26 protein-coding genes and 2 riboswitches are annotated in these 25,858 nt (G+C 37.3%); of the genes, 4 read left to right on the top strand and 22 right to left on the bottom strand.

Going from position 1 to position 25,858, the window contains the following annotated elements:
- Positions 1–58: 58 nt before the first annotated feature.
- From IEW44_RS02745 to IEW44_RS02735, 3 genes are all read right to left on the bottom strand, one after another.
- Complete coding sequence (locus tag IEW44_RS02745) at positions 59–793, bottom strand: amino acid ABC transporter ATP-binding protein (RefSeq protein WP_308421624.1); 735 nt, start codon at positions 791–793, stop codon at positions 59–61.
- On the bottom strand, positions 793–1,509 hold the full coding sequence (locus IEW44_RS02740) for an amino acid ABC transporter permease (RefSeq protein WP_188613496.1): 717 nt from the start codon (positions 1,507–1,509) through the stop codon (positions 793–795). Before IEW44_RS02740 ends, IEW44_RS02745 begins: the two co-directional genes overlap by 1 nt.
- A gap of 71 nt (positions 1,510–1,580) precedes the next feature.
- Complete coding sequence (locus IEW44_RS02735; RefSeq protein WP_188613495.1) at positions 1,581–2,459, bottom strand: transporter substrate-binding domain-containing protein; 879 nt, start codon at positions 2,457–2,459, stop codon at positions 1,581–1,583.
- A gap of 90 nt (positions 2,460–2,549) precedes the next feature.
- A riboswitch (Lysine riboswitch) is annotated at positions 2,550–2,724 on the bottom strand.
- A gap of 141 nt (positions 2,725–2,865) precedes the next feature.
- Between IEW44_RS02735 and IEW44_RS02730 the strand changes: the two genes are divergently transcribed.
- The gene (locus IEW44_RS02730) at positions 2,866–3,144 is read left to right on the top strand and encodes a hypothetical protein (RefSeq protein ID WP_188613494.1); all 279 of its coding nucleotides are present in this window, start codon (positions 2,866–2,868) and stop codon (positions 3,142–3,144) included.
- 41 nt (positions 3,145–3,185) lie between these two features.
- Here IEW44_RS02730 and odhB read toward each other — a convergent pair whose 3' ends face one another.
- From odhB to IEW44_RS02710, 4 genes are all read right to left on the bottom strand, one after another.
- Positions 3,186–4,427: a 2-oxoglutarate dehydrogenase complex dihydrolipoyllysine-residue succinyltransferase gene (gene odhB, locus IEW44_RS02725; protein WP_188613493.1), complete on the bottom strand. Its 1,242-nt coding sequence runs from the start codon at positions 4,425–4,427 to the stop codon at positions 3,186–3,188.
- Positions 4,428–4,519: 92 nt separating this feature from the next.
- Positions 4,520–7,330: a 2-oxoglutarate dehydrogenase E1 component gene (locus IEW44_RS02720; protein ID WP_188613492.1), complete on the bottom strand. Its 2,811-nt coding sequence runs from the start codon at positions 7,328–7,330 to the stop codon at positions 4,520–4,522.
- A gap of 197 nt (positions 7,331–7,527) precedes the next feature.
- Entirely contained in the window at positions 7,528–8,904 is a 1,377-nt protein-coding gene (locus IEW44_RS02715; RefSeq protein WP_188613491.1) for a HAMP domain-containing sensor histidine kinase, read from the bottom strand.
- Positions 8,901–9,560: a response regulator transcription factor gene (locus IEW44_RS02710; RefSeq protein WP_188613490.1), complete on the bottom strand. Its 660-nt coding sequence runs from the start codon at positions 9,558–9,560 to the stop codon at positions 8,901–8,903. The genes IEW44_RS02715 and IEW44_RS02710 overlap by 4 nt, the downstream gene beginning before the upstream one ends.
- Before the next feature lie 436 nt (positions 9,561–9,996).
- On the opposite strand from IEW44_RS02710, the gene IEW44_RS02705 reads away from it, so the two are divergent.
- On the top strand, positions 9,997–10,542 hold the full coding sequence (locus tag IEW44_RS02705) for a GNAT family N-acetyltransferase (RefSeq protein WP_188613489.1): 546 nt from the start codon (positions 9,997–9,999) through the stop codon (positions 10,540–10,542).
- Positions 10,543–10,653: 111 nt separating this feature from the next.
- On the opposite strand, the gene IEW44_RS02700 is transcribed toward IEW44_RS02705, so the two are convergent.
- From IEW44_RS02700 to fakB, 12 genes are all read right to left on the bottom strand, one after another.
- Entirely contained in the window at positions 10,654–11,595 is a 942-nt protein-coding gene (locus IEW44_RS02700) for an ABC transporter substrate-binding protein (protein WP_188613488.1), read from the bottom strand.
- A 95-nt stretch (positions 11,596–11,690) separates the two neighbouring features.
- A complete protein-coding gene (locus IEW44_RS02695) occupies positions 11,691–13,208 on the bottom strand; it encodes an AraC family transcriptional regulator (RefSeq protein ID WP_188613487.1) in 1,518 nt (505 codons plus the stop codon).
- Positions 13,209–13,328: 120 nt separating this feature from the next.
- Entirely contained in the window at positions 13,329–14,405 is a 1,077-nt protein-coding gene (gene murG / locus IEW44_RS02690; RefSeq protein ID WP_188613486.1) for an undecaprenyldiphospho-muramoylpentapeptide beta-N-acetylglucosaminyltransferase, read from the bottom strand.
- Between the two features lie 202 nt (positions 14,406–14,607).
- Positions 14,608–15,498 (bottom strand): CobW family GTP-binding protein, encoded by an 891-nt coding sequence (locus tag IEW44_RS02685; protein ID WP_188613485.1) that lies wholly within the window; start codon positions 15,496–15,498, stop codon positions 14,608–14,610.
- A 71-nt stretch (positions 15,499–15,569) separates the two neighbouring features.
- Positions 15,570–17,042: a S41 family peptidase gene (locus IEW44_RS02680; RefSeq protein WP_188613484.1), complete on the bottom strand. Its 1,473-nt coding sequence runs from the start codon at positions 17,040–17,042 to the stop codon at positions 15,570–15,572.
- Between the two features lie 401 nt (positions 17,043–17,443).
- Entirely contained in the window at positions 17,444–17,629 is a 186-nt protein-coding gene (locus IEW44_RS02675) for a hypothetical protein (protein ID WP_188613483.1), read from the bottom strand.
- A 211-nt stretch (positions 17,630–17,840) separates the two neighbouring features.
- Positions 17,841–18,545 carry a purine-nucleoside phosphorylase gene (gene deoD / locus IEW44_RS02670; protein ID WP_188613482.1) on the bottom strand — a complete coding sequence of 235 codons (705 nt, stop codon included), beginning with the start codon at positions 18,543–18,545 and terminating at the stop codon, positions 17,841–17,843.
- A gap of 81 nt (positions 18,546–18,626) precedes the next feature.
- Positions 18,627–18,830 carry a YozE family protein gene (locus IEW44_RS02665; protein ID WP_188613481.1) on the bottom strand — a complete coding sequence of 68 codons (204 nt, stop codon included), beginning with the start codon at positions 18,828–18,830 and terminating at the stop codon, positions 18,627–18,629.
- 8 nt (positions 18,831–18,838) lie between these two features.
- On the bottom strand, positions 18,839–19,261 hold the full coding sequence (msrB, locus tag IEW44_RS02660; RefSeq protein WP_188613480.1) for a peptide-methionine (R)-S-oxide reductase MsrB: 423 nt from the start codon (positions 19,259–19,261) through the stop codon (positions 18,839–18,841).
- Positions 19,261–19,782: a peptide-methionine (S)-S-oxide reductase MsrA gene (msrA, locus tag IEW44_RS02655; RefSeq protein WP_188613479.1), complete on the bottom strand. Its 522-nt coding sequence runs from the start codon at positions 19,780–19,782 to the stop codon at positions 19,261–19,263. The genes msrB and msrA overlap by 1 nt, the downstream gene beginning before the upstream one ends.
- Positions 19,782–20,348, bottom strand: a complete 567-nt coding sequence (locus IEW44_RS02650) for a DUF2140 family protein (protein ID WP_188613478.1) — start codon at positions 20,346–20,348, stop codon at positions 19,782–19,784. The genes msrA and IEW44_RS02650 overlap by 1 nt, the downstream gene beginning before the upstream one ends.
- A gap of 175 nt (positions 20,349–20,523) precedes the next feature.
- The gene (fakB, locus tag IEW44_RS02645) at positions 20,524–21,366 is read right to left on the bottom strand and encodes a DegV family protein (RefSeq protein ID WP_188613477.1); all 843 of its coding nucleotides are present in this window, start codon (positions 21,364–21,366) and stop codon (positions 20,524–20,526) included.
- 167 nt (positions 21,367–21,533) lie between these two features.
- On the opposite strand from fakB, the gene trhA reads away from it, so the two are divergent.
- On the top strand, positions 21,534–22,178 hold the full coding sequence (trhA, locus tag IEW44_RS02640) for a PAQR family membrane homeostasis protein TrhA (RefSeq protein ID WP_188613476.1): 645 nt from the start codon (positions 21,534–21,536) through the stop codon (positions 22,176–22,178).
- Between the two features lie 64 nt (positions 22,179–22,242).
- On the opposite strand, the gene folA is transcribed toward trhA, so the two are convergent.
- Positions 22,243–22,713 (bottom strand): type 3 dihydrofolate reductase, encoded by a 471-nt coding sequence (gene folA, locus IEW44_RS02635; protein WP_188613475.1) that lies wholly within the window; start codon positions 22,711–22,713, stop codon positions 22,243–22,245.
- A 50-nt stretch (positions 22,714–22,763) separates the two neighbouring features.
- Here folA and IEW44_RS02630 point away from each other — a divergent pair, with 50 nt between their 5' ends.
- Entirely contained in the window at positions 22,764–23,948 is a 1,185-nt protein-coding gene (locus IEW44_RS02630) for a class I SAM-dependent rRNA methyltransferase (protein WP_188613474.1), read from the top strand.
- Between the two features lie 48 nt (positions 23,949–23,996).
- On the opposite strand, the gene IEW44_RS02625 is transcribed toward IEW44_RS02630, so the two are convergent.
- Positions 23,997–24,752 carry a hypothetical protein gene (locus IEW44_RS02625; protein ID WP_188613473.1) on the bottom strand — a complete coding sequence of 252 codons (756 nt, stop codon included), beginning with the start codon at positions 24,750–24,752 and terminating at the stop codon, positions 23,997–23,999.
- Positions 24,753–24,939: 187 nt separating this feature from the next.
- Positions 24,940–25,132: riboswitch (cobalamin riboswitch) on the bottom strand.
- 51 nt (positions 25,133–25,183) lie between these two features.
- On the bottom strand, positions 25,184–25,780 hold the full coding sequence (locus IEW44_RS02620) for a P-loop nucleotide/nucleoside kinase family protein (protein ID WP_188613472.1): 597 nt from the start codon (positions 25,778–25,780) through the stop codon (positions 25,184–25,186).
- Positions 25,781–25,858: the final 78 nt, after the last annotated feature.

Here is a 25,858-nt window from a genome sequence, read left to right as displayed (position 1 = left end):
TTTTGTATAATAAGAGCATAAAAAAGGTATTGCTCTCCTATAAGCAATACCCTTTTTTCTAACTTGTAGTCCGTTGTAAGAACACTTTTGTACGTTCATGTTGCGGTGCTGTTAAAACTTGTTCTGGTGTCCCTTGTTCCACAATAACGCCTTTATCCATAAAAACAATGCGATCTGATACTTCTCTAGCAAATTGCATCTCATGCGTAACAATTAACATTGTATTCCCTTCGTCTGCTAATTGACGCATTACTTTTAATACTTCGCCTACCATTTCTGGGTCAAGCGCAGATGTTGGCTCATCAAATAACATGACATCTGGGTTCATGGACAAAGCCCTTGCAATGGCTACACGTTGCTTTTGCCCGCCTGATAGCTGATTAGGTCTTGCATTAACATATGCTTCCATACCTACTGTTTGCAAATAAGTTGTTGCTGTTTTTATCGCTTCCTCTTTTGAGCGCTTTAACACTTTAATCTGACCTAAAATACAATTCTCTAATACATTTAAATTATTAAATAAGTTAAATTGCTGAAACACCATACCTAAATGAGTGCGATATGCTTCAATATTTTTCATCTCTTGTAAAATATCTTTACCTTTGTATATGATCTCCCCACCATTTGGCGTCTCTAATAAGTTTACACAGCGTAATAATGTTGACTTACCCGAGCCTGAAGAACCAATTAGACAAACTACTTCTCCTTTATTCACATGAAAATTCACATCTTTTAGTACCTCATTATTACCAAATGACTTACTAAGATGTTTAATATCAATCACTGTATCCATTATAAAACCTCCTTCTTATCATAAGCTTGAGGCCCATCTAAGCGCTTTGCCATGTAACGTAGTAAACGTGTTGCTGTGAATGTCATAATTAAATACAATATGCTCGCAATAAAGAAAGTTTCAAAGTAGCGGAAGTTAGCGCCTGATATTGACTTTGCTTGGAAAAACAACTCATTAACGCCAATTACACTTAACACAGCAGTATCTTTAATATTCATCACGAGTTGATTGCCCGTCGCTGGTAAGCTGTTGCGCCAAACTTGTGGTAATACAACGTATACCATTGTTTGAAAATGAGTCATCCCAACAGCTTGTGCTGCCTCATATTGCCCTTTCTCAATCGCAATAATACCACCGCGCACAATCTCTGCCATATAAGCACCTGTGTTAAGAGATACGACCAATATCCCTGCTGTTAAAATATTTAAGTCAATACCAAATGCAAGATCTAATCCAAAATAAACGATCATCGCTTGTACCATCATCGGTGTGCCACGGAAAAACTCAACATAACACGTTAAAATAAAATTAATGACACGTAAAATATAATTTTTTACGGTTTGTTTTTTCGGTATCGTATCAATAATCCCAATAATAAAACCGATTACCGCACCGACAATCGTACCAACGATTGCGATTAGCAGCGTGATGCCCATGGCACGTAAAAATAAATGCCAGTTATTCTCTACAATTGAAAACATCCATTCTAGACTCATGTTTTCCCTCCTGCTCATCGCTAAAATTAAAATTAGGGGCGCAACGACGCCCCTTGTAGTAAATCGCCCATTTATTGAGCTGCTGGCTGTTGCTGAATTGCCTCTTCCATGATTTGTTGACGTTCTTCTTCTGAAATGCCTTTTAAAATCTCATTAATTTTGTCTTTATTACTATCATCCTTGCGTAGGCCAACAGCAATAGATGATTCTGTCGGGTCTGCTTCAAATCCTTTATCAAACACAACATAAGTGAAGTCTGTTAATGCTTGCGATGCTGAAATACCTTCTGGACGCTCAGATACATAACCATCAATTTTGCCTGACATTAATGCATTGCGCATAGAAGGGAAATTGTCCATAGCTGTTTGTTTTTCAACACCTGTAATTTGATCAATAACATCATAGTGAGATGTATTTAACTGCCCTGTTACTTTAGCACCTTTAAAATCTTGAATAGAACCGGTCTCAATAAAATCTGTACCATCTTCATATTTTACAAATGTATTATCTTTACGCACGACCATCACAAAGTCTGATTGATAATAAATATCAGAGAAATCAATCGTTTCTTTACGTTCTTTTGTTGGGGACATACCCGCCATAATAGCGTCGATTTTATTAGACTGTAAAGCAGGTACTAAACCATCCCACTCCATTTTGACAATAACTAATTCTTTTCCTAAACCTTCTGCTACCTTTTTAGCAAAAGTAATATCATAGCCACCTGCGTACTCTTGGCTACCTGCAATTTTTATAGCACCGTTATCATCGTTTGGCTGTGTCCAGTTGTAAGGAGGATAGCCCGCTTCCATACCTACACGGAACTCCTCTTTTTTACCTGCTTTATCTCCACCATCCGTTGCATCGCCTTGACCATCACCTTTACTACAAGCTACTAGTGCCATTGTTGCGAATATTGCGATAATAAATAATAGCAAACTTTTCTTCATGTTATTCTCTCCTTCTATTGTAAAATAAAAACGACCTAAGCGTAAACTTAGGTCGTATCTTTACAATTGCCCAAATCCACATATTTTATCATCTCAGATAGCTCAACTTAACAATGATGTTAAGACAGTCCTGTAATTATTCATTACAGACCCAGCATGCAAGTACTAGCTTCTTACACACTTCGGCGACATTTCCTTCTTCTTTGCGTCATCGTTTGCTTCTCCTCAACAAAGAACTAATAAATATCGCGCCTCTACCTCATAAAATATGAGGTATTTATTTATTTGATTAGTTGTAATCTTATCGAACTATAGTAGTACTGTCAACAACTTTTTTATAAAAATGTATTTTTATACGTTTATTTGACCGATAAAAAGACAATAGTAATGATAAGGAGGTGAAGATGTGGGTAAGAAAAATCATTTTTTCTTAATACTTTTTTTAACTATTCTTTTTGCGAGTTGCCAATTATATATGAATTTGTATGACAAACTTCCTTTTCAACGTTTTACTTGGCAAACATGGCAATGGTTCAATTTATTATTACTAGCCTTGGCTACATTTTTTACATATGAATATCACACACGTTACCCTGCTGATGTACGTTTGTATACGGCACTTAGTTTACTCGTGATTAACACTATTGTTTTATTATTAGTTATCATTCAACATTCACTATTTTAAAAAAAGCATCACCGATTTTGTCGGCGATGCTCTTCTCTTATTTATGAATTTAACAATAAATCTTCTGGATTTTCGATTAAGTCTTTCACCATCTTCAGGAAGCTTACGGAATCTTTACCGTCAATAATACGGTGGTCGTAAGAAAGGGCTACATACATCATAGGACGGATTTCAATCTCACCATTTACAGCGATTGGACGCTGAACGATAGAGTGCATACCAAGAATACCTGGCTGTGTGCCATTCATGATTGGTGTGGACATTAATGAGCCAAATACGCCGCCATTTGTAATCGTGAATGAGCCGCCTGCCATGTCGTTTAGACCTAGTTTTTTATCACGTGCTTTACCTGCTAAATCTTTAATATCTCGCTCGATTTGTGCAAAGTTTTTGCGGTCTGCATCACGAATTACTGGCACTACTAAACCTTCTTCTGTTGATACAGCAATACCTACGTCATAGAAGTTATTTAAGTGAATCTCATCACCAGCAATTTGTGCGTTAACATATGGATATTTCTTAAGCGCTGCAACAACTGCTTTTGTAAAGATTGACATGAAACCTAATTTAATATCATTCTCTTTAACAAATTGTTCTTGTTTGCGTTTACGTAAAGCCATAATGTTTGTCATATCAATTTCGTTAAATGTTGTTAACATTGCTGTTGATTGTTTAACTTCTAATAAACGCTTAGCAATCGTTTGACGACGACGCGTCATTTTTTCTACAGTTACACGATCTGACTGGCCTGCTGGTGTAAATACCATTGGACCACTCGTTGCCACTGGTGCTGGTGTTACAGCTTGTGGTGCTGGCTTAGAACCATGAGCTGCTACATCTTGTACACGCACACGTCCTTGTGGGTCTACTGGAGAGATAGCTGCTAAATCGATACCTTTTTCACGTGCTAACTTACGTGCTGCTGGTGAAGCTACTACACGCTCACCTGAAACTTCTTCTACAGGTGCTGGTGCTGCCTCCGCTTTTGGTGTTTCTGTCTTTGGTGCTTCTTTTACTTCCTCTGCTTTTGGCGCTGGCGCTGTACCTTCGCCTGCTTCAACTACTGCGATGGTTTGACCAACTAATACAGTGTCGCCTTCTTCTGCAAGAATTTGTGTTAACACACCTTCTTCTTCAGAAATGATTTCAGCGTTTACTTTATCTGTTTCTAACTCAACGATAAATTCACCTTTTTCAACACGGTCTCCAACTTTTTTAACCCACTGGGCAATTGTACCTTCTGTAATCGATTCTGCTAACTCAGGGACTTTAATTTCAGCCACTTTCATTTCCTCCTTTGATTTCAAAAACACATACCAAAATTTATAGTGAAACTAAAACCTGTTTCATAAACAGGCTCTAGCCTGACCTTATTTTACTTTGCTGCTACTGCTTCTTCAATTAAACGAGCTTGCTCAGCTTTATGCGCATCCATATCGCCTTCTGCTGTTGATGACATTGCTTTACGGCCAACATACTGCAGTTTTTTACCTTCTGCTAATTCATACATATACGGTGTTGCATATAAGTATGATCCTTGGTTTTTCGGCTCTTCTTGTACCCATACCAATTCCTTAGCGTTAGGGAAACGTGCAATAATATCAGCTATTTTTTGTTGTGGGAATGGATACAATTGTTCGACACGTACAATGTGTAGGTGATCGAAACCTTCTCCGTCTTTAATGCGATCCGCTAAATCAATAGCTACTTTACCACTTGCAAATAAAATGCGTTCTACTTTTTCTGGATTTGCACCTAATCCTGGTTGTTCAATAACCGTTTGGAAAGTACCTTCTGCTAGTTGCTCTTTTGTTGCTGCTGCTAAAGGATGACGCAATAAATATTTTGGCGATACAACAACTAATGGGCGCACACCTTCTGTACCTAACATTTTTGCTTGACGTCGTAATAAATGGTAGTAGTTACCTGCTGTTGAACAATTGGCTACTGTCCAGTTATTTTCTGCCGAAAGCTGTAAGAAACGTTCGACACGACTTGATGAGTGCTCTGGGCCTTGTCCTTCATAACCATGTGGCAATAACATCACTAGACCTGATTTTTGACCCCATTTTGCTCGACTTGATGAAATAAAGTTATCAAACATCACTTGTGCCATATTAGCGAAGTCACCAAATTGTGCTTCCCAAATCGCTAATGTTGTATCATTTTCCATGTTATAACCGTACTCATAACCTACAACACCAGCTTCTGTTAATGGTGAATTATAAACAGCAAACGATGCTTTAGCATCTGAAATATGACGAAGTGGTGTATACTCTTCACCATTGTTTTTGTCATGGATGACTAAGTGGCGTTGAGAGAACGTACCACGTTGTGCATCTTGACCTGAGAAGCGAACAGCATTTCCGTCTTGCGTAATTGTAGCAAATGCTAATGTTTCTGCATGGCCCCAGTCAATTTTACCTGTTTCAAACGCTTCTTCACGTTTTTTCAAAATACGAGATAATTTATTTTGTGGCTCAAAACCTTGTGGCCAATTTAATAATTCTTCATTAATTTGTTTTAAATTATCAAGAGATGTAGTCGTATCAACTGTTGGATAGCCTTGTTCAACCGCTTCTGGCATCTCAATAGCAATCGGTTCTTTAGTTTTACCTACTTCTTTAACATGATCATAAGAAGCTTGCATCTCTGCATAAATCTCTTTATCTAATTGCTCAACAGACTCTGCTGTTACTACACCTTCAGATGCTAACTGCTCACCATAAAGCACACGCACTGTTGGGTGTTTAGGAACAATTTTATATGTTTCTGGGTTTGTCACTGTTGGATCGTCTGTTTCGTTATGACCATAGCGACGGTAGCCAATTAAATCAATCAACACGTCTTTGCCAAATTTTTGACGATATTCAAATGCAAAGCGAGCCACTTGAACAACAGCCTCTGGCACATCCGCATTCACATGAATTACTGGTACTTCATATCCTTTCGCTGGGTCAGAAGAATAAACAGAAGAACGTGAATCGTATGTTTCAGTTGTAAAGCCAATCATATTATTAGAAATTACGTGTACAGAACCACCTGTTGAAAAGCCTTCTGTTTTAGCAAAGTTTAATGTTTCTGTCACAATACCTTGACCTGGGAATGCCGCATCACCATGAACTAAAATAGCCATTGCTTTAGAAGCGTCATGCTGTGGTTCACCCGCGACTGTTGTCACTTCTTGTGCTGCACGTGTTTGACCTGTTACAACAGGACTTGCTACTTCTAAGTGAGAAGGGTTGTAAGCTAGTTTAACTGTGTAGTCAGATGATACAATTTTCGTAGCACCCATGTGATATTTAACGTCATTTGTCCAACCTTTTGTAATTTTTAATGAGCCGTCTGTTGGTAAGAAATACTCATTAGAAACATGTGCAAAGTCAGCAAACATCATATCATATGGTTTTTGCAAGACATGCGTTAACACGTTAAGTCGTCCACGGTGCGCCATGCCAATTTGTAACGAGTTCATTTTCGCTTCTTGAGATAGACGATTTAATTCATCAATCAAAATGACTAATGTATCTAAGCCTTCAATTGAGAAGCGTTTTTGCCCTACAAATGTCTTATGGATAAATTTTTCGAAACCTTCAACGCGTGTTAAGCGATTTAATATAGCTTTCTTTTCATCTGTAGTTAATGGTGTATTCAGTGCACCTGATTCAATTTTTGCTTGTAACCATTCGCGCTCTTCATCAATTACAACATGCCCATACTCATAAGCAATATGGTTAGTATAAATTGAACGCAAGTAATCAATAGCTTGTTTACCATTGGTAACGTTTGCAGGAACATTTTGGAAGAATAAAGTTGCTGGCAAAGCTACTAAGTCCGCATCTGTTAAACCAAACTTTTTAGGGTCGATATGAGAAAAATCTAGCTTACGGTCTTTAAGTGGGTAAATATCGGCTGCTAAGTGACCATGCAGACGGATCTCTTCTGCTAGACGTACGGCTGCTAAAATTTTTTCAAAGTTTGCTGGTGCTGTATTTGTTGCTGTCTGTACTGGTGCTGAGCCATCTGTAAATGTCGGCGCACCATATTGTTCAAAAAGCGCTACTAATTCTGGTTCCACTTCTTCTGGTGCCTGTAGATATTGATCATACTTGTCCATAACGTAACCAAGGTTAGGTCCCTCAAAAGCTGACCAAGGATACCCTACAGGTGAAACATTGTTCGACATGAAAAATTACCTCCAAATTTTTGCCTTTCACGGCAGTTGCCATAGTTGAGTTTTTATGAATCATTCAAATCATATTTTACCACTCTTTACTAGTGTTGCACAGCAATTGAACCGTGCATCCTATAAAGAACTTTTTCATATCAATATTACTACTCTTCGCAGAAAAAACAACTGTTTTTCTCAAATTAAGTAACATTTTAATACAGGGCACTTTTTTCAGGCGATTTCGCATAAGCATATGGGATTTCGATTGTAAATGTTGTCCCTTTTCCCACCTTGCTTGTCACTGTAATTGTGCCATTGACATTTTGCAATAACAACTTCACAATACTTAAGCCTAAACCACTTCCATCGATGCGTTGACGTGCATCATCCACACGATAAAAACGGTCAAAAATATGGGGAATATCTTTTTCACTAATCCCAATGCCATTATCTGTTATCGAAAACTGTAAATACTTAGGGAATGTCTCACTCGTAATAATGATCGTTGGCGACTCGCTATAATGAATAGCATTAACTATGATATTTTGCAAAATTTGCGTTAGTGCACTAGGTGTAATCGCTAAGTTTACTTGTGCAATAGCCATGCACTTTATTTCAGCTGTCGGATGTGCCATTTTAATGGTTGTTATCGTTTGATGAACGACTTCATAAAACGCAGCTTGGCTCTCTTCGGTTGGTTCTGTACGGCGTGCTAATGCCAATAATTCTTCCATCAGCGTACGCATACGTTTCGTTTCGTCTAATGCTAATTGCAATGATTCATCTAAAATTTCAGGGTCATTTTTTCCCCAGCGTTGAATGAGAGAAAGATGCCCTTCAATTGCATGTAGCGGTGTACGCAACTCATGTGAAGCATCTGACACGAACTGATTTTGCTGCTTAAACGCTGTTTCAAGCTCTGTCATCATAGCGTCATAAATGGTAAGTAACTCCCCGATCTCATCATCTTTTGTATAATGTAATGTGGTAGGTTGAAAACCATTTATAATGACTGCTCGCATCGCGTCTCGTAATGCATTTATTGGTCGAATAAACCAACTTGCTAAATAATAACCGATTGAAATGGATACAATTAAGGCACCAATCCCTGCTAACAACATTGCTGTTAATAAGTATCGCATCATGCCCTGGAACTTAGTCAACGGATGAATTAATTGGATGTATCCATCGAAAAAACCAATTTGTATAGGTGTTGTAGAGACAAATGCTTTTGTGCCATCAATTGTGTGTTCATCAAACTCCAGCTCTAGTGGTGCAGCTTTTGTCACATCGTTAATACTCAATACTTCTTGACCCTCTTTGCTAAAAATACGCACCGTTTGATTTTGGTCAATAATAGATGTTAACATACCTCTTTGCTGATTCAACTCTGCCATCGTTAATTGATTACCTGCTACATTCAAATACGTAGTTACATCGACAAGTGTACGTTTTGCTTTAATGCGTTCTTCTTCCAATAACCAACTATGCACAAATAAGTACAGCACAATGCAAATCGCTGCATAACTAATAAAAATAACTGTACCAGAAGCTGCTGCCCATTTATGTTTTAACGAAGTATGTGTCATTGGCGAATCACATATCCTACACCTCGAACGGTTTCAATTGTGAGTGCTGTTTGTAATTTCGTACGTAGATGTCGAATATAAACATCCACGACATTCGTTTCTACTTCGGTTTCAAAGCCCCATACCGCAGTTAAAATGTTTTCTCTCGTACACACTTGATTGAGATGTGTTAATAAATAATGCAATAAATCATATTCCGTTTTGGTTAATCCAATACGTTCTCCCTCTACATAAACCTCATGTGCTTTCATGTCCATAACAACTTGATTCAATTCTATTGTAGTTTCTTCTTTTTTTGTGCGGCGTAAAATTGTGCGAATACGTGCTAATAACTCCTCAATAGCAAAAGGCTTAACAATATAGTCATCCGCGCCTGCATCCAAACCGCCAACACGGTCCATGACAGCATCTCGGGCTGTTAATAAAATAATAGGCACATCCGACTTTGTGCGAATACGCCGACAAATTTCAATGCCATTTAATCCTGGCAACATCACATCCAATAATAAAACGTCATAATCTTGTGTTAATGCAGATTCATAGCCATCTCTACCATCATGAAAAATTGTCACGTCAAAGCCTTCGTGTTTTAACTCCAACTCTAGAAAACGAGCAATGCTTTTTTCATCCTCTACTATCATTACCTGAATGCTCATTACTTCACCTACTTTACGTAATATCATGTTTTTTATCGTCTCTTATTTTAGCATATGTCGCAAAATATGGCGGTTGCTAGCTCTCATCAAAAGCAAGTGACAAATTTGTGACACACTAAAATTATTTTCCATTTATGCAGATAAAAAGATATAGCTTTCCGGTTTTTTTTAGCTTATGATACTTTTGGTTAGACGAATTAGTTATACAAAAAACGATTGGTACAAAACGATAACATAGTAAATATTGACGAATTTTCTGAATATTATACAAAATATTTGAATTTACGAGAATTACGTTTTACAATGTTATTATCGTAGAAGATTTTTTTATTCTATGGTAGGTTTCACCTTTTTCTTATTTGGGAATAGTTTTTTGTAAGACGTTTCGCTGCCGTCTATTTGACAATTCCATATTGAAAAAAGGGAGGCGTTTCGCATGTTAAAAAAACGTGAGTTAGTCGAGTGCACTGAATTATTTGAGTTATTATCAAACCCTACCGTTTTCCCGTACGTACGTCAAAAAGCTACATCTGCTGACGAGTACTGGTTTATGACGAAACAGCTAATGGAAGAAGAAGCAGCTGGCACAGCAGTTTCCCGCACAATCATAGATGATTGGAATCAAGTGATTGGCACAATTAGCTTATTCGACATTCAAGAAGGCGCTGGTTTCCTAGGCACATGGATTGGTGAGCCATTCCAAGGTAAAGGGTACAACCAACGCGCTAAGCACGATTTCTTATCTGAGCTATTTTTTGAGTTAGATTTCCACACTGTGTTCTTACGCATTCGTGTTGAAAACATTAAATCTCAGCGTGCAGCAATGAAACTACCTTATGTGGTAGAGGCAAATGAATCACACCCTACATTATTACAACAAATTAATGCAAATGGTAATGAGTTTAAACTTTATCAAATTCCACGTGATCTGTTCTACATGGTGGCAGCACAAACAGCTAACGAAGAAGTTGTGGCAATGTAAATGAAAAATTATAGGATGGTGACGACAGTATGAGTACCGATGAAGGCAATAGTATAAAGAGATAAGAGGTTCGATTGACACTATAAAATCAATCAAACCTCTTATCTTTTTTTATTTACTCATTAACCACTCTGTTAGTTCTTTTAACTGCTCAGATACTGCTATTGGATCATAATACCATGAGCGTTCTTCTGGCCAAATATATACTTTATCCTGCTGTACAGCAGGTAAACTCCCCCATATAGGATCCGCTTTTAAGTCTTCTAATGTTGCATTGTTAGATGTGACGATTAAATAATCGCCTGCATAATCGGCTAACATCTCTTGCGATACCTCTTGCCATTGTTTCTCCATTAATTCATCTGCAATTTTCACAGGAGGTTTACGACCAAGTGCTTGATAGATTGGTTGGCCACCACGTCCAAAATTATCTCCATAAACATAAATAGCTTTATCCGTATACTCAATAATTGAAAAAGTTTGGTTTGTTGGAATGACTTTATCCACTTTTTCTTTAGCTATTTTCACTTGGTCTGCATAATCGGCTAACCATTGTTTTGCTTCTTCTTCTTTGTCAAATAACGCTCCAAAGTATGTTAGCTCTTCTTCCGCATTTTTCAAATCACCATAAGGAATAACAATAGTCGGCGCAATTTTCTTATAAGCCTCTTCATTATCAGGATTACCTGTAATAATAAGGTCTGGCACTAATTCTAATACTTTCTCTGTTGAAGGTGCACCATATACACCTATGCTTTCAATACCTTTTAATGCATCTTTTACATAATAGTTTTCAAGTGTTAGGCCTGGTGCACCTACTGGTATAACATCTAATGCTACTAGCGTTGCTAAATATTCATCTGCTACAATGCGCTCAGGGTTTTTCGGGATCTCTACCTCACCATTCCCTGCTTTTACTACTTTTGTTGCTATTTGTTGTTCTTCCGTTTTATCTGCTTTGGCTGTTGCTTTATCCTCTGTCTTATCTTTAGCACTACAGCCTACTAACACAACAAGTATTACCAAAACACATACTAGTACATTTCTTTTCATCTTTATGCTCTCCTTTAATTGAAATCAATTCTCAATAAGTATAAAGCGTATTGTTTTAAAGGTCGATGCACAAAAATGATATATGCTGTGGATTTTTATGATGTGAACAATGTCATAAGTCGGTCTAATTGAATATTCGTAGAGAGTGGGTCGTAGCCATAAAATGTGTTGGCATCATTAATAATAAAATACTGATTGTTGCGCACAGCTTGTAACGATTGCCATTTATCACTTTCGAAAATACGTTCAATTTGTTGCAAAGCATACGGTTCTTTTGGCAAAGCTGTAATGAAAATATAAGCCGCATCATAATTTACAATTTCTTCAATTGGTACCTTTACATAGCCTATTGTATTTTGCTTTAAAAACTCAGGTTTCTCAAATTGCAAGTCTTCATATAAAATATGGCAACTACGACCAAACTTACTATTAATGCTATATGCAAAGTGCTCACAGATTTCCCACACGATGACTACACCACGTTCCACACCTAATGTATCTAAAATATAATTAGTATGCTGAATTTTATTATCATAGTGTTGTAATAATGACTTTGCTTTTTGCTCGTGTTGAACGATACGAGCAATGGCCATAAACTGCTCCCGCCATGTCATGGTTAAACATGGCAGATCGACTAATGGCGCAATGGGTAAAATAGTTTCTTGATCATCACGATTATAATGAATCACCACATCTGGTTTACAGCGTTGTAATATCTCTCGATTTAACTCTACATTTTCTTCATGCATTAATTGTGTATGGTGTTGATATTGTATGGTTAGCCAATAGGGACAAATTCCATACACAGGTATGATGCCTAGCGCTAATAAACACCCTGTATGATTACTATTTAAGGCAGCTACACGTTTTAGTTTCTCATAATATAGCGTAGGGGCCATACTCGTAACTTGCTTAAATTTTCGACTAAAATACGTGCGATCCATATAGCCTACAGATTGTCCTAATTTTTCAAGCGAGGGCAATTCAATTAACAGGCGTTGTTGCGCTTTACGAATACGTAACAACGCAACATATTGGTTAAATGGCATACCTATTTGTTTATGAAAAGTACGTGAAAAATGAGCGGGTGTTACGCCCATCTGATATGCCATCTCCTCACGAGTAAGAGGAGCTGTAAAATGTCGATGAATATAATTAAGCGTTTGTGCAAACCATGTTTCTGTTGGATGGATCAAGTTCATTTGATGTTGTTCAAGCGCCTCTATCATCATTAAAAATAACTTATGCCATGTCACTGTGGAAGGATGCGCTTGTTCTGTTAATTGTTTCATTTCTTGCGCCATACGTACAATATAACTATCTCCACGTAACGGTGACAAGGTTGCTAACATATTTGGCGCTTGCCCATGTGCCTCATATATAATCTGAATACCTTCTACTGCACCCATAATATCGTATTGACTCTCCTTCGTTACACTAATCACGGAGCCACGACAAATGGAGAACATACCATCCTGTGTCCGATATTTCCCTACACCTTCTGTAACAATAATTAAGCTTTGCTGCTTTTGTGGCAAAGCATAAGCATGCCAATAGTGTAATTGGAGCGGCAAATAAAATGTATGGGTATGTAAATGAAAGGTAGTGTGCATCAATAACTAGCTCCTTTAATTGAAAATTATTATCATTTAAGGATAGCTGTTTTCACACATATCGTCCAGTAATGCCGATAAAAAAAGCTATTAAGCAAATGCTGCTCAATAGCTTCCTCATTATTTTTCATATTGTACAATAAGCTCTACCATTTCTTCAGGTGTTTTTGGTGGTTGCGTATCTGCCATACGCTCAATATATTGTGGTGCTTGTGCAATTAATTGCTTTAAGGCTTGTAGAAATGTTTCAGCTGTTAATGCTTCTTCTTCTAACACTGCAGCAAATCCTTGTTTTTCGAATAAATTAGCGTTTAGTACTTGGTCACCACGACTTTGATTTGCAGATAGCGGGATTAATAACATTGGTTTATGCAAGGTTAAAAATTCAAAAATCGCATTTGAACCTGCTCTAGAGACAATAAAATCAGCAGCATACAATAAATCGGAAAGCTCATCTGTGACATAATCAAACTGTTTATAACCTGCAATACCAAACAAGTTATTGTCAACATTACCTTTGCCACATAAATGAATGACGTCAAACTTTTGTAAAAGTTTTGTAAGGTTATCACGTAAAATATCATTTAACAACTTTGAGCCTTGTGAACCACCCATTACAAGTAGTATTGGCTTTTCGCCTGCAAATTCGCAACGTTCTATTCCTTTTTCTCGGTCACCTAAAAATAAAGATGAACGAATAATTGACCCCGTACACGTGGACCGGTCTGATGGTAGATGTTGCAATGTTTCCTCAAAAACAGTAAATACATGAGAGGCGAAGGGGAGCGCAATTTTATTGGCTAGCCCTGGTGTTACGTCTGACTCATGTATCACAATAGGAATATTTGCAAGTTTTGCTGCAATCACAACAGGCACTGAAACAAAGCCACCTTTTGAGAAAACAACACTTGGTTTTACTTTATGCATAATACGGAATGCTTGCGCGACACCTTGTAGTACGCGAAAAGGATCCGTAAAATTTTTTATCGAGAAATAACGACGAAACTTCCCACTAGCAATCCCGTAATAAGGCACTTGCGGAAACGCGTCTGCAATAATTTCCTTTTCAATACCATCTTTTGAACCGATGTAATGTACGTCATACCCTTTTTGTTGTAACGAAGGAATAATCGCCTGGTTTAGTGATACATGACCAGCTGTTCCTCCCCCAGTCAAAATAATATTTTTCTGTCTCAACATACATTCTCCTGTTCTACATCCTAAAAAAATTCTCTCTATTTTACTTATTAACGTCTTTTGTAAAAGTAGGTTGCAATTACATTTATACATTTTAGCATACGAGCGGCGTGAGCAAAACCCCATTATTATAATAGCACTTTACTCTTACGAAAAACGCATAAAAAAATGCGATATTTCATTATGATATCGCATTTTTTTACTATATGGACGGGACTTTAAGTTCATTCACATTTTCGCCAATAATAACAAGCTGAGGCGACATTTTCACATACTCTGGTAGCCATTGCACCATACCATAGGCATATTGGAATAACATTGGGTTAGTGATACCTTTTACCCATACATAACCTTTCATACGATAAATCGTATCAGGTAATGCACGTAACCACTGCTCAAATACTTCTCGCTCAACTGGTGTTGTGAATGTCACTAAACGCGTGGATAATTGCAAAGATGTAATAGGCGCCTTCTCCACAGGAAATTGGGATGTTGTTGCGGATAATCGTTCAACAACATTAAGCGGGACTTTAGCATGTGTTGTTTGGACAATAAATGCGTGAGGGTTAACCTGTTGTATGTCTTGTACAACTTTAGCTGCCTCACTATCCGTCAATAAGTCGATTTTATTGGCAAGTAACAAATGAGCATGTCGAATTTGCTCTAAAAACAGGGAGCGCATTTGAACAGGCAAAGTTTCTCGTTCTAAAAATCTTTTACTATCTGCCACTGTAATAATACCTTTAATATGCAATTGATCAGCAAATATTGGTGAGTAAACAGCATCTAGTGCCTCAACAGGGTGAGCGGCACCTGTTGTTTCAATAACTAACACATCAAACTCAGGCCCATGTAATAAACCTTGAATTTGCGCTTCTGTTTTCTCTGCACCACTACAGCAAATACACCCTTCTAACATTTCTTTTAACGGTATGTCTTCATCAACGGCTTGCGAATCAAAAGGTAACTTACCAAATTCATTCATAATCACGGCGGGCTTTAAGCCTTGTGCTTTTAGCTGTCGTAACAAGTCTGTCAATAACGACGTTTTACCACTGCCTAAAAAGCCACTTAATAAATATACATCCTTCATTTCATTCACCCTTTATAAAAAGCGAGATTGCCTTCGTTTGAAAAAAGGCAACCTCGCTTTATTCATTTATCTTACTTTGCTGATTTAGCTTCTTCTGCCGCACGTTTTAATTGTGGGTCGTCTGTTTTAATCTTCTCGCGTAATTGTTCCATAATAGCGAGGGTTGTATCACCTGTAATAACACCTGTTTGTTCTAGCTTTTGATCTACTTGAAACTGTTTCACTACTTGTGTTAATTCTTCGTCGAAACTACCATCTATCTTCCCAGCTTCATAGCCAAGTACAGTCAACATCTCCTGTACAGCCTTTACTTGCTCACTTACCATACCTTCTTTCATTTCGACTGAAGGACTTACATAGGGTAGTGAAGCATAAGTTGGCATATTAACTGCTACATCTGGTTTAATTCCTTTTTCATTAATCCAATTGCCTAATGGTGTTAACCATTTCCCTTGCGTATACTTCATTTCTGAACCATCTTTTTTATTTTTCACTTGGAATTGATGTACCGTTTGCATTGTACCTTTACCAAAAGATTGTTCACCTATAACTTTAGCCCCAGCAGATTCTTGTAAAGCTGCCGCTACGATTTCAGAAGCAGAAGCGCTACCTTTATCAATTAGTACAGTCACAGGCACATCATATTTCTTACCACCTTGTGCATAAAAAATCTCAGGCTTTTGATTGCGTAATTGAATTTGGTAAATCGGTTTCCCTTCTTCTACAAATAGGCTTGCCATTAACATCGCTTGGTCTAAATAGCCACCAGGATTTTGACGCATATCAAGGACGATGCCTTTCATATCTGTAAATGAATCTAACACAGCTTGTAATTCTTCTGCTGTTTTCTCACTAAAAGATGTAATTTGCACATGAGCAATGCCATCTTCTAACATTTCGCCATATACTGTTTCAATTGGAATATCGTCACGCTTAATTTTCACTTCTATCGGTGCACCATCACCACGCTTAATCATTAATGTGACTTCTGTGCCCTTTTCACCACGAATCAAAGCAACAGCTTCACTCGTTGTTTTACCTTCAATATTTTCACCATCTACTGACAAAATAATATCATGTGGTAGTAGGCCCGCCTTTTCAGCAGGTGAATTTTTAATAGGCGTTACAATCATAATCTGCCCATTACGGTCTTGGACTTCTGCACCAATCCCTTGGAAACTGCTGCTTAAACTTTCATTAAAGTCGCCAGCTTCTTTTACTGTCATATAATCGGTATAAGGGTCCTCTAAGGAATCTAACATGCCATTAACGGCTCCTTCGATTAATGTATTGTCTTCTACTTCAACATAATAATCTTTTTTTAAGGCATCAAAGGCGTCATATACCTTTTCAAATTCTGCACGCTCTACAGGTACTTTTACTTCGACTACTTTTTCTTCTCCAAAAGTTAGCGCAAAGATGGTAAGTCCTGCTGTTGCGAGTACAACAAAGAATAACATCATTAAAAAAGCAAACGGTTTAAAACGTAAATAACGTCCCGCTGGCTTGACGATTTCTTCTTGTTCATTGTTGTTTTGCTCCATCGTTTTTCACCACTCTCATATTCCCTACGTTTTCTTTTAAGACAGCCCTTTTATTAGACGTATGAGCATCTTAAAAAGTTCACTTTTACTTTATTAAAATAAAGTGTGTCTTTTATACGGTCTTATCCATTTTAGCACCATTGTATAGGATTGAAAACCTTATGCCATATAAATTCATGAAGTTCTTTTTTCTAAGCGATTCATCTACTTTATGAAGCTATGATAAAAGCATTATATTTATGCCACTATACGTGTAATACTAGTTTTTTCTACCTGTTTTAAGGAAGGAGCACTAATTTAGTAAATTTGCATGTGCTACATATTTTATGATGTAATCTGTTTAATTTTATAATGGCTTTATGCAACTCTAATTTTAGTGTTAACAATAGATCAAAAACACCTTAACGTAAATTGGTTACATCACCAACGCGAACTGTTATAAAGAATCCTGCATGGTAAGCATCTCTTAAAAACGAGCCAAAAACGATTACTAAAATACCTGTTATCCACACGCCATATTTAGCCCATCTTATTTTTCGTTTTTGTTCTGTAGTAGTCATCTCTTTCCCTAATGATTGATTACGCATAAAATTCGCTCTGGAAGGTCATCAACTATTAAAATGGAAATCATTTTATAATCCTCTCTCAATTCCCAGACAAATCGATGAATAATATAACTTATTTTAGGAATCTTAATTTCATTAATCCATTTTAAAATTTGCATATAAAAAAGTGTCTAACAAGGTCACGCTTGTTAAACACTTTTTACATTATATTTATCAAAGACTCTTGCTACGATTACGCTTGAATCGCTGCTTCTAGCGCTACAACAATCATATCGTTGAACGTTGTTTGACGTTCTTCAGCTGAAGTTACTTCACCTGTTAAAATGTGATCAGATACCGTAAGAATGGCTAACGCCTGGCGATTGAATTTTGCTGCTAATGTGTATAATGCCGCTGTTTCCATCTCTACACCTAAAACGCCATAACGTGCTAATTTTTCATTTTGATTCTCTTCTGAATAAAACATATCCGCTGTGAAGATATTACCAACTTTCACACTTAGTTCTGCTGCTTGACTTGCGTTATATGCTTTTAATAAGAGGTCAAAATTAGCTGTTGGTGCATAATCAATGCCATTAAAAATAATTTCATTCATTTTTGAATCTGTAGATGCCGCTTGTGCAATAATAACATCACGCACTTTTACGTCTTTTTGAATCGCACCACATGTACCAACACGAATTAGTTTTTGTACATCATACTCTGCCATTAATTCATGCGCATAAATAGAAAAAGATGGTACACCCATACCTGTGCCCTGCACAGAAATGCGCTTACCTTTATACGTACCTGTGTAACCAAACATATTTCGTACATCGTTGTATTGCACAACATCTTCTAAAAATGTTTCAGCAATATATTTCGCACGTAGTGGGTCTCCTGGTAATAAAATCGTATCGGCGATATCACCTTTTTTTGCATTAATATGTACACTCATTCGTACATCCCTCTTTTCTTTAAAGTCAGTATTTATCATACTTTTTTTTCATATACTTTGCAATGAAAGACGTCTAACCTCTTAATGATATAATGCCCATATGACATCAAACACATCTGCTGTCATCTCGGGTTGTTGTTGCAACTCTATATATTCCGATAACTCGTCAAAATCTGTGCTTTGTTTAGGGAAGGAGTGATCATGAAACACAGCTTCTGCAAACTGTGCTTTATCATCTGCTCCTCCTCTAAACGTTAACACAAAATGATAAAACGTTCTCTCCATATCATCACCTACTTAAACAACTTCTTCCACTCACCGTAACCTTCATCTTCGAGTTTTTCAACAGGGATAAAACGTAAAGCAGCTGAATTAATGCAATATCGTAAGCCCCCTGTTTGTAAAGGACCATCCTCAAAGACATGCCCTAAATGTGCATCTGCTTCTTTGCTACGCACCTCTACACGTCGCATCCCATGTGAAGCATCAAAATGCTCTGTCACCTCTTGTTGTTCAATCGGTTTTGTAAAGGCTGGCCAGCCACAACCCGCATCATATTTATCCAATGAGCTAAATAAAGGCTTACCTGATATAATATCTACATAAATACCCTGTTCAAAATGTGCATCATATTCATTGCGAAATGGTGGCTCTGTCCCGTTTTCCTGTGTAACATATCGCTGCATTTCTGTTAAATGTGATAAATCCTTCTTCATTACTTTCCCTCCCAATGTGCTTGAATAAACCCTTTACGACCTGAACCCGTTGCATAACGCTCATAATGTGCAGGATTTTTTTTATAGTAGCTTTGATGATATTCTTCTGCTGCATAAAAAGGTTTAGCTGGTAAAATTGGTACCACAATTGGTCGTTTAAAGATACCACTTGCTTGTAAATGTGCTTTAGAAGCCTCAGCAACCTCACGTTGTACTTCATCATGATAAAAAATAGCGGGTTGATACGACTCGCCTCTATCATAAAATTGCCCACCCGCATCTGTTGGGTCTAGTGTCTGCCAGTATAAGGACACTAATGCATCATACGAGATAATAGCTTCATCAAATTCAATTTGTACTGCTTCAAGATGGCCTGTAGTATTTGTGCACACTTGTTCATATGTTGGGTGCGCTACATGCCCCCCTGTATAACCTGATATCACTTGAATAATGCCTTCCCTTGTTTCAAAAGGCTCTACCATGCACCAAAAACAACCGCCTGCAAATGTGGCTATTGCCATTAATATGCCCCCTTTGGAATTGTAATATCAATTTTCACATCTTCTTCTGTTAACGTAATATCCCTTGGTTGAATATTAAACTTATTATCAATAGGTGCTTGCGCTAAATCAATAATAATTTGCCCATCTAATGGATAAATCCCCAACCACTGCGGTGTCTCTAAAAATTGGTCCACTACGGCTAGTGCCATACGTGGTGATACAGATAAGTCACCTGCTTGTAGTGTCTCTTGTTTTAAGACAATTTGATTGCTCACAATGGAAGGAATAAATGTCATATCTACAGGGATATTGCCAAACCATGTTTCAATCGCTGTGCTAAGTTGCACGTCTTTATCTACTTTAATCTGCATAGGCACTTGTTCTTTTAAAGCATGATCAATAAAAGTTTGTGCAGCAGCTTCCACTTCTTTTGTTGTCGAAGAAAGCGTCATATCTACACCTTCTAATGGCGCTCTTTCTTGGGGTGTTGCTCGTTCAGATGTTAAGACTAACATTGCCATAACACCCATGCTACCTAGCACTAAAATAAGTAATGTGAAAAATGCTATTTTCCATTTGTTCATGTGTAACTTCCTTTCAAACTTTCATACATTTACTATACACATTATATTTTCTGAACGCACTAAAAACACATTGTCATTACTGCTTTTTTTCATGGTATTTCCTTTATTTTCTTCCTCCAAAGTAATAGAAAAAAGCTATAATCACAAGCATTACGCTCACAATTATAGCTTTTTATTATTCTGAAAAGTAAATAAACCCAATAGCACCTGGCCCTGTATGCGTGGAAATCACAGGTGAGGTAAATTGTACTTCGATATTAGTAAAACCTGTAGCATTAATTTTATCAGACAGTGGTTGCCCTAAGTTTTTCATACCATCTGCATGAGATATGGATACCATCTTGACTGTTTTACCTGCTGTATCTTGCTCATATTGTTTAAACAGATGGTTTACTACTTGTTTATGGCTACGCACTTTCCCTACTGGATTATAACCGCCGCCTTCTAGGTTAGCAATTACTTTAATATTTAATAACGAACCAATAAATGCCTTGCCTTTACCGATGCGACCACCTTTAACAAGATTGTCTAACGTATCTACAATAACGTATAGATGTGTATTGGCACGCACTTCATCTAAGCGTTTTACAATTTCTTCTACAGTTGCACCTGCATCGCGCAATCTCACCGCTTCACGCACTTGTACACCTAACCCCATTGCAATAAAACGTGAGTCGATTACAGTAACGTCTGAGTCAGACATCTCTGCTGCTTGTCTTGCCGAATCAACGGTACCACTCATACTACCTGTCATATGAATAGAAATAATTTGATCTCCATTTTTCCCTAAATCGTCATATAATTGTTTAAAGACACCTGGAGCGGGTTGCGAGCTTTTTGGTAATGCTTTGGCGTTTGCCATCTTGTGTAAAAATTCTTCTGGCATAATATCTACACCATCTGTGTATGTTTCATTGTCAATTTGAATAGCAAGTGGTACTACATGAATTTGATGTTTAGTTAACTCTTCTTTTGTTAAATCACTTGTAGAGTCTGTCACTATATGAATTTGGCCCATTTCGACACATCCTTTACTTCTTTACTCTCTCATTATACCGACTGAAAGTTTAAGCGTAAACATGATAAGTGTAACCTTTTTTATTTATTAAGGAGGTGGTATGCTTATGTTAGTAGTATTTTAGAAAAACGTTTAAACAAGTATTTTACAAAAAAGGAAGTGAATTTATGACGACTTTCAATCCTTATCAAGACGGTGGTAATCGAGAGGAACTATGGAATTCAATTACACATGGTATTGGACTACTCATCAGCATACCTGCGCTAATCTTACTGGTGCTTGCAGGAGTGCGTAACGGTACAGCCATCCATGTTGTAACCTTCTCCATTTTCGGTGCTTCACTCATCTTACTCTTTTTAATGTCGACATTATTACACAGCATGCCATACAAATACAAACATATCTTTGCTAAGTTTGATCACTCTGCGATTTATATTTTAATTGCGGGTACTTATACCCCATTTTTACTTATTGCCATTGGCGGTACATTAGGTACCGTATTACTCATCATTATTTGGGCACTTGCTATTATGGGTGTATTTATTAAATTTTTCTTCTTTATGAAATTTGAAAAAATCTCTACGCTTTTTTATATTGGTATGGGCTGGCTCATTATTGTAGCTGCTAAACCTGTTTATGCTTTCCTCGGTTTTGAAGGGTTTATGATTTTAGTATCTGGAGGTTTGTGGTTCACACTTGGCACCATTTTTTATGGGTGGCGCTCTTTACCTTATAATCATGCCATTTGGCATATCTTTGTCTTAGCTGGTTGTATGACGATGTATTATTGTGTATGGGTTTATTTAATATAATAGCATTAATAAAATACCAGCTCTCCTAGTTTAAGAGCTGGTATTTATTATTACCGAAAGGCTATTATTTTTCATACACAGCATATGTAAATGTAAAACCTTCGTCTGCTGTGATAGGTGCTTGCTCACTCACTTTATGAAAATCTTTATACGTTGGGAAGTGTGTGTCACCTTCAAACTCGTGATTAATTTTGGTCACATAAATACGCTCAGCTAATGGCAAGGCTTGTGTGAAAATCTGTTCTCCACCAATCACCATAATCTCATCAACATTCCCCGCTAATTTTAATGCTTCTTCTAAACTTGATGCTAATGCCACACCCTCTGCATCATAAAATTTATCACGCGTAATTACAATATTACGACGCTCTGGTAATGGCTTACCGATTGATTCGAATGTCTTACGTCCCATTATTACAGGCTTACCTAATGTTTGTTTTTTAAAGTATTGTAAATCTCCTGGTAAATGCCATGGCATTTTGTTTTGATGGCCTATTACTCGATTATTATCATGCGCTACAATTAATGAAATCATCTGCTTCACTCCTTCTTTTGTTGTACAATGTAAGCATACTACAAAAAGGAATGACAAGCATGCATACAATGACTCTATCACCAAAATATGTTACAACAATAAAACAAGGCTTTCCGCTCATCTTACGTGAAGCTGTTAGTGGCCCGTTGCCAACAGAAGAGGGGCAACTCTTTTATTTGGTGGACGCACAAAAACACTATCTCGCAACGGCCTATTATGGTAAACAAAATAAAGGGATTGGTTGGGTAGTAACTACTGACCAACAGCAAACCATTGACGTAGCCTTTTTTAAACAATTATTGCAGCGTGCCTTCGCTCGCCGTCAGCACCTCTTTAACTCAACAACTACAACCGCCTTCCGTGTTTTCAATGGAGAAGGTGATGGTTTAGGTGGCCTAACCATTGAATATTTTGATGGCTATTATGTTGTCAATTGGTATAGTGCTGGTATTTATCGTTGGCGCACTATGATTTATGAAGCATTACAACAAGTCGTGACAATTAAAGCATTATATGAGAAGAAACGTTTTGACGATCACGGTCAATATATTGACCAAGATGATTTCGTCTTTGGCGAACCTGCTAACTTTCCACTTGTTGTGAAGGAAAATAATATGCATTTTGCAGTAGATTTAAATGACGGGGCTATGACAGGTATCTTTTTAGACCAGCGTCATGTGCGACAAGCCATTCGTGACCGTTATGCTAAAAATACAAATATGTTAAATACGTTTTCCTATACAGGTGCTTTCTCTGTGGCTGCGGCATTAGGTGGCGCTAAACAAACAACAAGTGTAGATGTAGCAAAACGTAGCCTTCCTAAAACGACAGAGCAATTCGAAGTCAATGCGATTACGGCACCTCAAGCTATTAAAGTAATGGATGTCTTTAATTATTTTAAATATGCACAAAAACATGGCTTAACTTTCGATTTAGTTGTGTTAGATCCCCCTAGCTTTGCACGTACTAAAAAAACGACTTTTTCTTCGAGTAAGGACTACCCTAAATTATTAGAAGATGCGATTGCCATTACCGCTAAAAATGGTGTTATTGTAGCCTCAACTAATAATGCAGGCATTACGATGAAACGTTTTAAACAAATGGTATCTCAAGCTTTTGGACAACGAAAGTATCGCATATTAGAGACCCATCAATTACCTGAAGATTTTTATGTAGATCAGCGTTTCCCTGAATTTAACTACTTGAAAGTGTTATTTATTAAAAAACAATTTTAAAATGATAAAAGCCCCTCTTGAAAAATATCAAGAAGGGCTTTTCTTACGTTATGCATATGCTGCTGCAAGTTCAAAATTGGTATTTTCTATACCTGCTATCCTATGCCCTACTTTATGATTTAACAGGGTTAATCCCATAACGTAAGTGACTAATTGCTCATGACCATTACCTCTAGGATGCCAATTCATATGGTGCTCATTAATTGTTTCAATAAAAGCTAGCAAATTGGCTAACTCTTGTTGGGCAAAACGCTGACTATACAACTGTTTATAATAATTTTCTGTTTTTTCTAGCATTTGTGTTTGTAAATCTATAATATAAGTCTCATAAAAACGAACGACCATGGCTACAATGCAATCATTGACACGTGCTGCACTCAAAATAGGTGTGGGTACTCTCGATAAGCGCTCTAGGTTTGCTTTAGCACGTACAGAATCAATACGCGTTAATAAATGATAGTTTTCACCATTCACTCGGTAAATAATAGGGTTCGTTGGCATATACATCGTAAAACCATTTTTTCTCGTTTGTAACAATACAGCATCTTTTTCATGCGCCAATAAATAACCTTCTCGTTCGCCATCATATAACCAAACGACATGTTTGTTATGTAGAACTTGATGGAATAAACGCTCGTTTGTGATTAATTCTGTCTCAAGCATCATATCCACTAATTGTTCCACACTTTGTCGTGTTTTTTTCCCCTTGCTGCGTTCTTCATGGGGCATTTTCTCAATAGTCATCGCAGGAGCCTTTGGTAGCGTACTGCGTTTTTGAATAAATACGTCCTCATTAATTGCCATTCATCTCATCTCCTTATGTGAAAATAAAAAAACATCTTCTTTGGCATGAAGATGTTTGAAGTGTCACGTATCATTAGAGCAACAACAAATAGGCGGACCTAACAGCCACCTTGTTTGTTTACGTCTAATAACAGAATCGATGAATGTAGATTGATTCGTCATTATAAACACCTCCTATCCTCGTAGGTTTAACGGTACAGATAAGGCAGGTCTCCTGGCTTGAGTTCATCGCATGTAACTCGCCTTCCCATTCATTGAACAGTGGCCTTATGAGAAACAATACTCCCTCTTACAGTTGCGGGACAGCTATGGATTTTCACCATATTCCCTTTTAAATAAATACCATACAATGTATTTATACCTTATCCTAGCAATATGAAATTGTTATTCGTCTACAGTAAATTGTATCGTGATGTCACAATACTGTCAAATTAACGAATAGACTGCACAAGCCCCTGCAACTTCAAATCATAGAGTACAGGTAACATATCGCTATTATCAAAGCCAAGTTGCGTATAATCATCCGGGTGCCATCTCACCGTTAGCCCTGATACTTGCGCCATATACGTTTCCCAATTATTTAACTTCCAGCGATCTCGTTGTTCGTTACGTTTAATTAAACGGTTTAACAGTGTTGTACTATCTACTGTCACACGTACTACAATAATAGTAGCTACCTCTCGTAAAGCTTTCATTTGTGGATGCGTATGTAGATAATCTTGCTGTAATATCTCTTGTTCAAACCCTGCTGTTAGTACTACAGAGTGACCTAACTTCACATTATCGTACGCGATATTTAGTAAAGCCTGATATTCCAAAGGACGCACCGTTTGTATATAAAAGTCTGATTCTCGGTCATGACTATTTTGCGTCGGTGAATTATGGGCTAAAATGTATTCAGTCAATGGTGTTGTAACCGTATCTTTATCAATATATGTATAGTTTTTCATCTCTGCGATTTTTTTACCAATATAACTTTTCCCTACCCCAATCTCACCAACCATCAAGATGACATTTGGTTTTTGCATCTTTTTCCCCTCACTTTAATTAATGTTATCTCAACGATTTTACCATGAAGTCATACAAAAGACGAAAAAATCACTTTT

The sequence above is a fragment of the Lysinibacillus alkalisoli genome (genome assembly GCF_014643595.1).
GTDB classification, from domain to species: Bacteria; Bacillota; Bacilli; order Bacillales_A; family Planococcaceae; genus Metalysinibacillus; species Metalysinibacillus alkalisoli.
This window is presented reverse-complemented; position numbering and strand designations above follow the sequence as displayed.

Bases quoted from the DNA above. Each gene is read 5' to 3' on its own strand.
- IEW44_RS02680 (WP_188613484.1), bottom strand. From the start codon at position 17,042: ATGGAGCAAAACAACAATGAACAAGAAGAAATCGTCAAGCCAGCGGGA.
- IEW44_RS02735 (WP_188613495.1), bottom strand. From the start codon at position 2,459: ATGAAGAAAAGTTTGCTATTATTTATTATCGCAATATTCGCAACAATG.
- trhA (WP_188613476.1), top strand. From the start codon at position 21,534: ATGACGACTTTCAATCCTTATCAAGACGGTGGTAATCGAGAGGAACTA.
- deoD (WP_188613482.1), bottom strand. From the start codon at position 18,545: ATGAGTGTACATATTAATGCAAAAAAAGGTGATATCGCCGATACGATT.
- IEW44_RS02745 (WP_308421624.1), bottom strand. From the start codon at position 793: ATGGATACAGTGATTGATATTAAACATCTTAGTAAGTCATTTGGTAAT.
- IEW44_RS02650 (WP_188613478.1), bottom strand. From the start codon at position 20,348: ATGAACAAATGGAAAATAGCATTTTTCACATTACTTATTTTAGTGCTA.
- IEW44_RS02715 (WP_188613491.1), bottom strand. From the start codon at position 8,904: ATGACACATACTTCGTTAAAACATAAATGGGCAGCAGCTTCTGGTACA.
- folA (WP_188613475.1), bottom strand. From the start codon at position 22,713: ATGATTTCATTAATTGTAGCGCATGATAATAATCGAGTAATAGGCCAT.
- msrA (WP_188613479.1), bottom strand. From the start codon at position 19,782: ATGGCAATAGCCACATTTGCAGGCGGTTGTTTTTGGTGCATGGTAGAG.
- IEW44_RS02620 (WP_188613472.1), bottom strand. From the start codon at position 25,780: ATGCAAAAACCAAATGTCATCTTGATGGTTGGTGAGATTGGGGTAGGG.
- IEW44_RS02710 (WP_188613490.1), bottom strand. From the start codon at position 9,560: ATGAGCATTCAGGTAATGATAGTAGAGGATGAAAAAAGCATTGCTCGT.
- IEW44_RS02665 (WP_188613481.1), bottom strand. From the start codon at position 18,830: ATGGAGAGAACGTTTTATCATTTTGTGTTAACGTTTAGAGGAGGAGCA.
- IEW44_RS02675 (WP_188613483.1), bottom strand. From the start codon at position 17,629: ATGCGTAATCAATCATTAGGGAAAGAGATGACTACTACAGAACAAAAA.
- IEW44_RS02625 (WP_188613473.1), bottom strand. From the start codon at position 24,752: ATGGCAATTAATGAGGACGTATTTATTCAAAAACGCAGTACGCTACCA.
- IEW44_RS02695 (WP_188613487.1), bottom strand. From the start codon at position 13,208: ATGCACACTACCTTTCATTTACATACCCATACATTTTATTTGCCGCTC.
- IEW44_RS02705 (WP_188613489.1), top strand. From the start codon at position 9,997: ATGTTAAAAAAACGTGAGTTAGTCGAGTGCACTGAATTATTTGAGTTA.
- IEW44_RS02720 (WP_188613492.1), bottom strand. From the start codon at position 7,330: ATGTCGAACAATGTTTCACCTGTAGGGTATCCTTGGTCAGCTTTTGAG.
- IEW44_RS02630 (WP_188613474.1), top strand. From the start codon at position 22,764: ATGACAAGCATGCATACAATGACTCTATCACCAAAATATGTTACAACA.
- msrB (WP_188613480.1), bottom strand. From the start codon at position 19,261: ATGAAGAAGGATTTATCACATTTAACAGAAATGCAGCGATATGTTACA.
- IEW44_RS02700 (WP_188613488.1), bottom strand. From the start codon at position 11,595: ATGAAAAGAAATGTACTAGTATGTGTTTTGGTAATACTTGTTGTGTTA.
- IEW44_RS02685 (WP_188613485.1), bottom strand. From the start codon at position 15,498: ATGAAGGATGTATATTTATTAAGTGGCTTTTTAGGCAGTGGTAAAACG.
- fakB (WP_188613477.1), bottom strand. From the start codon at position 21,366: ATGGGCCAAATTCATATAGTGACAGACTCTACAAGTGATTTAACAAAA.
- IEW44_RS02740 (WP_188613496.1), bottom strand. From the start codon at position 1,509: ATGAGTCTAGAATGGATGTTTTCAATTGTAGAGAATAACTGGCATTTA.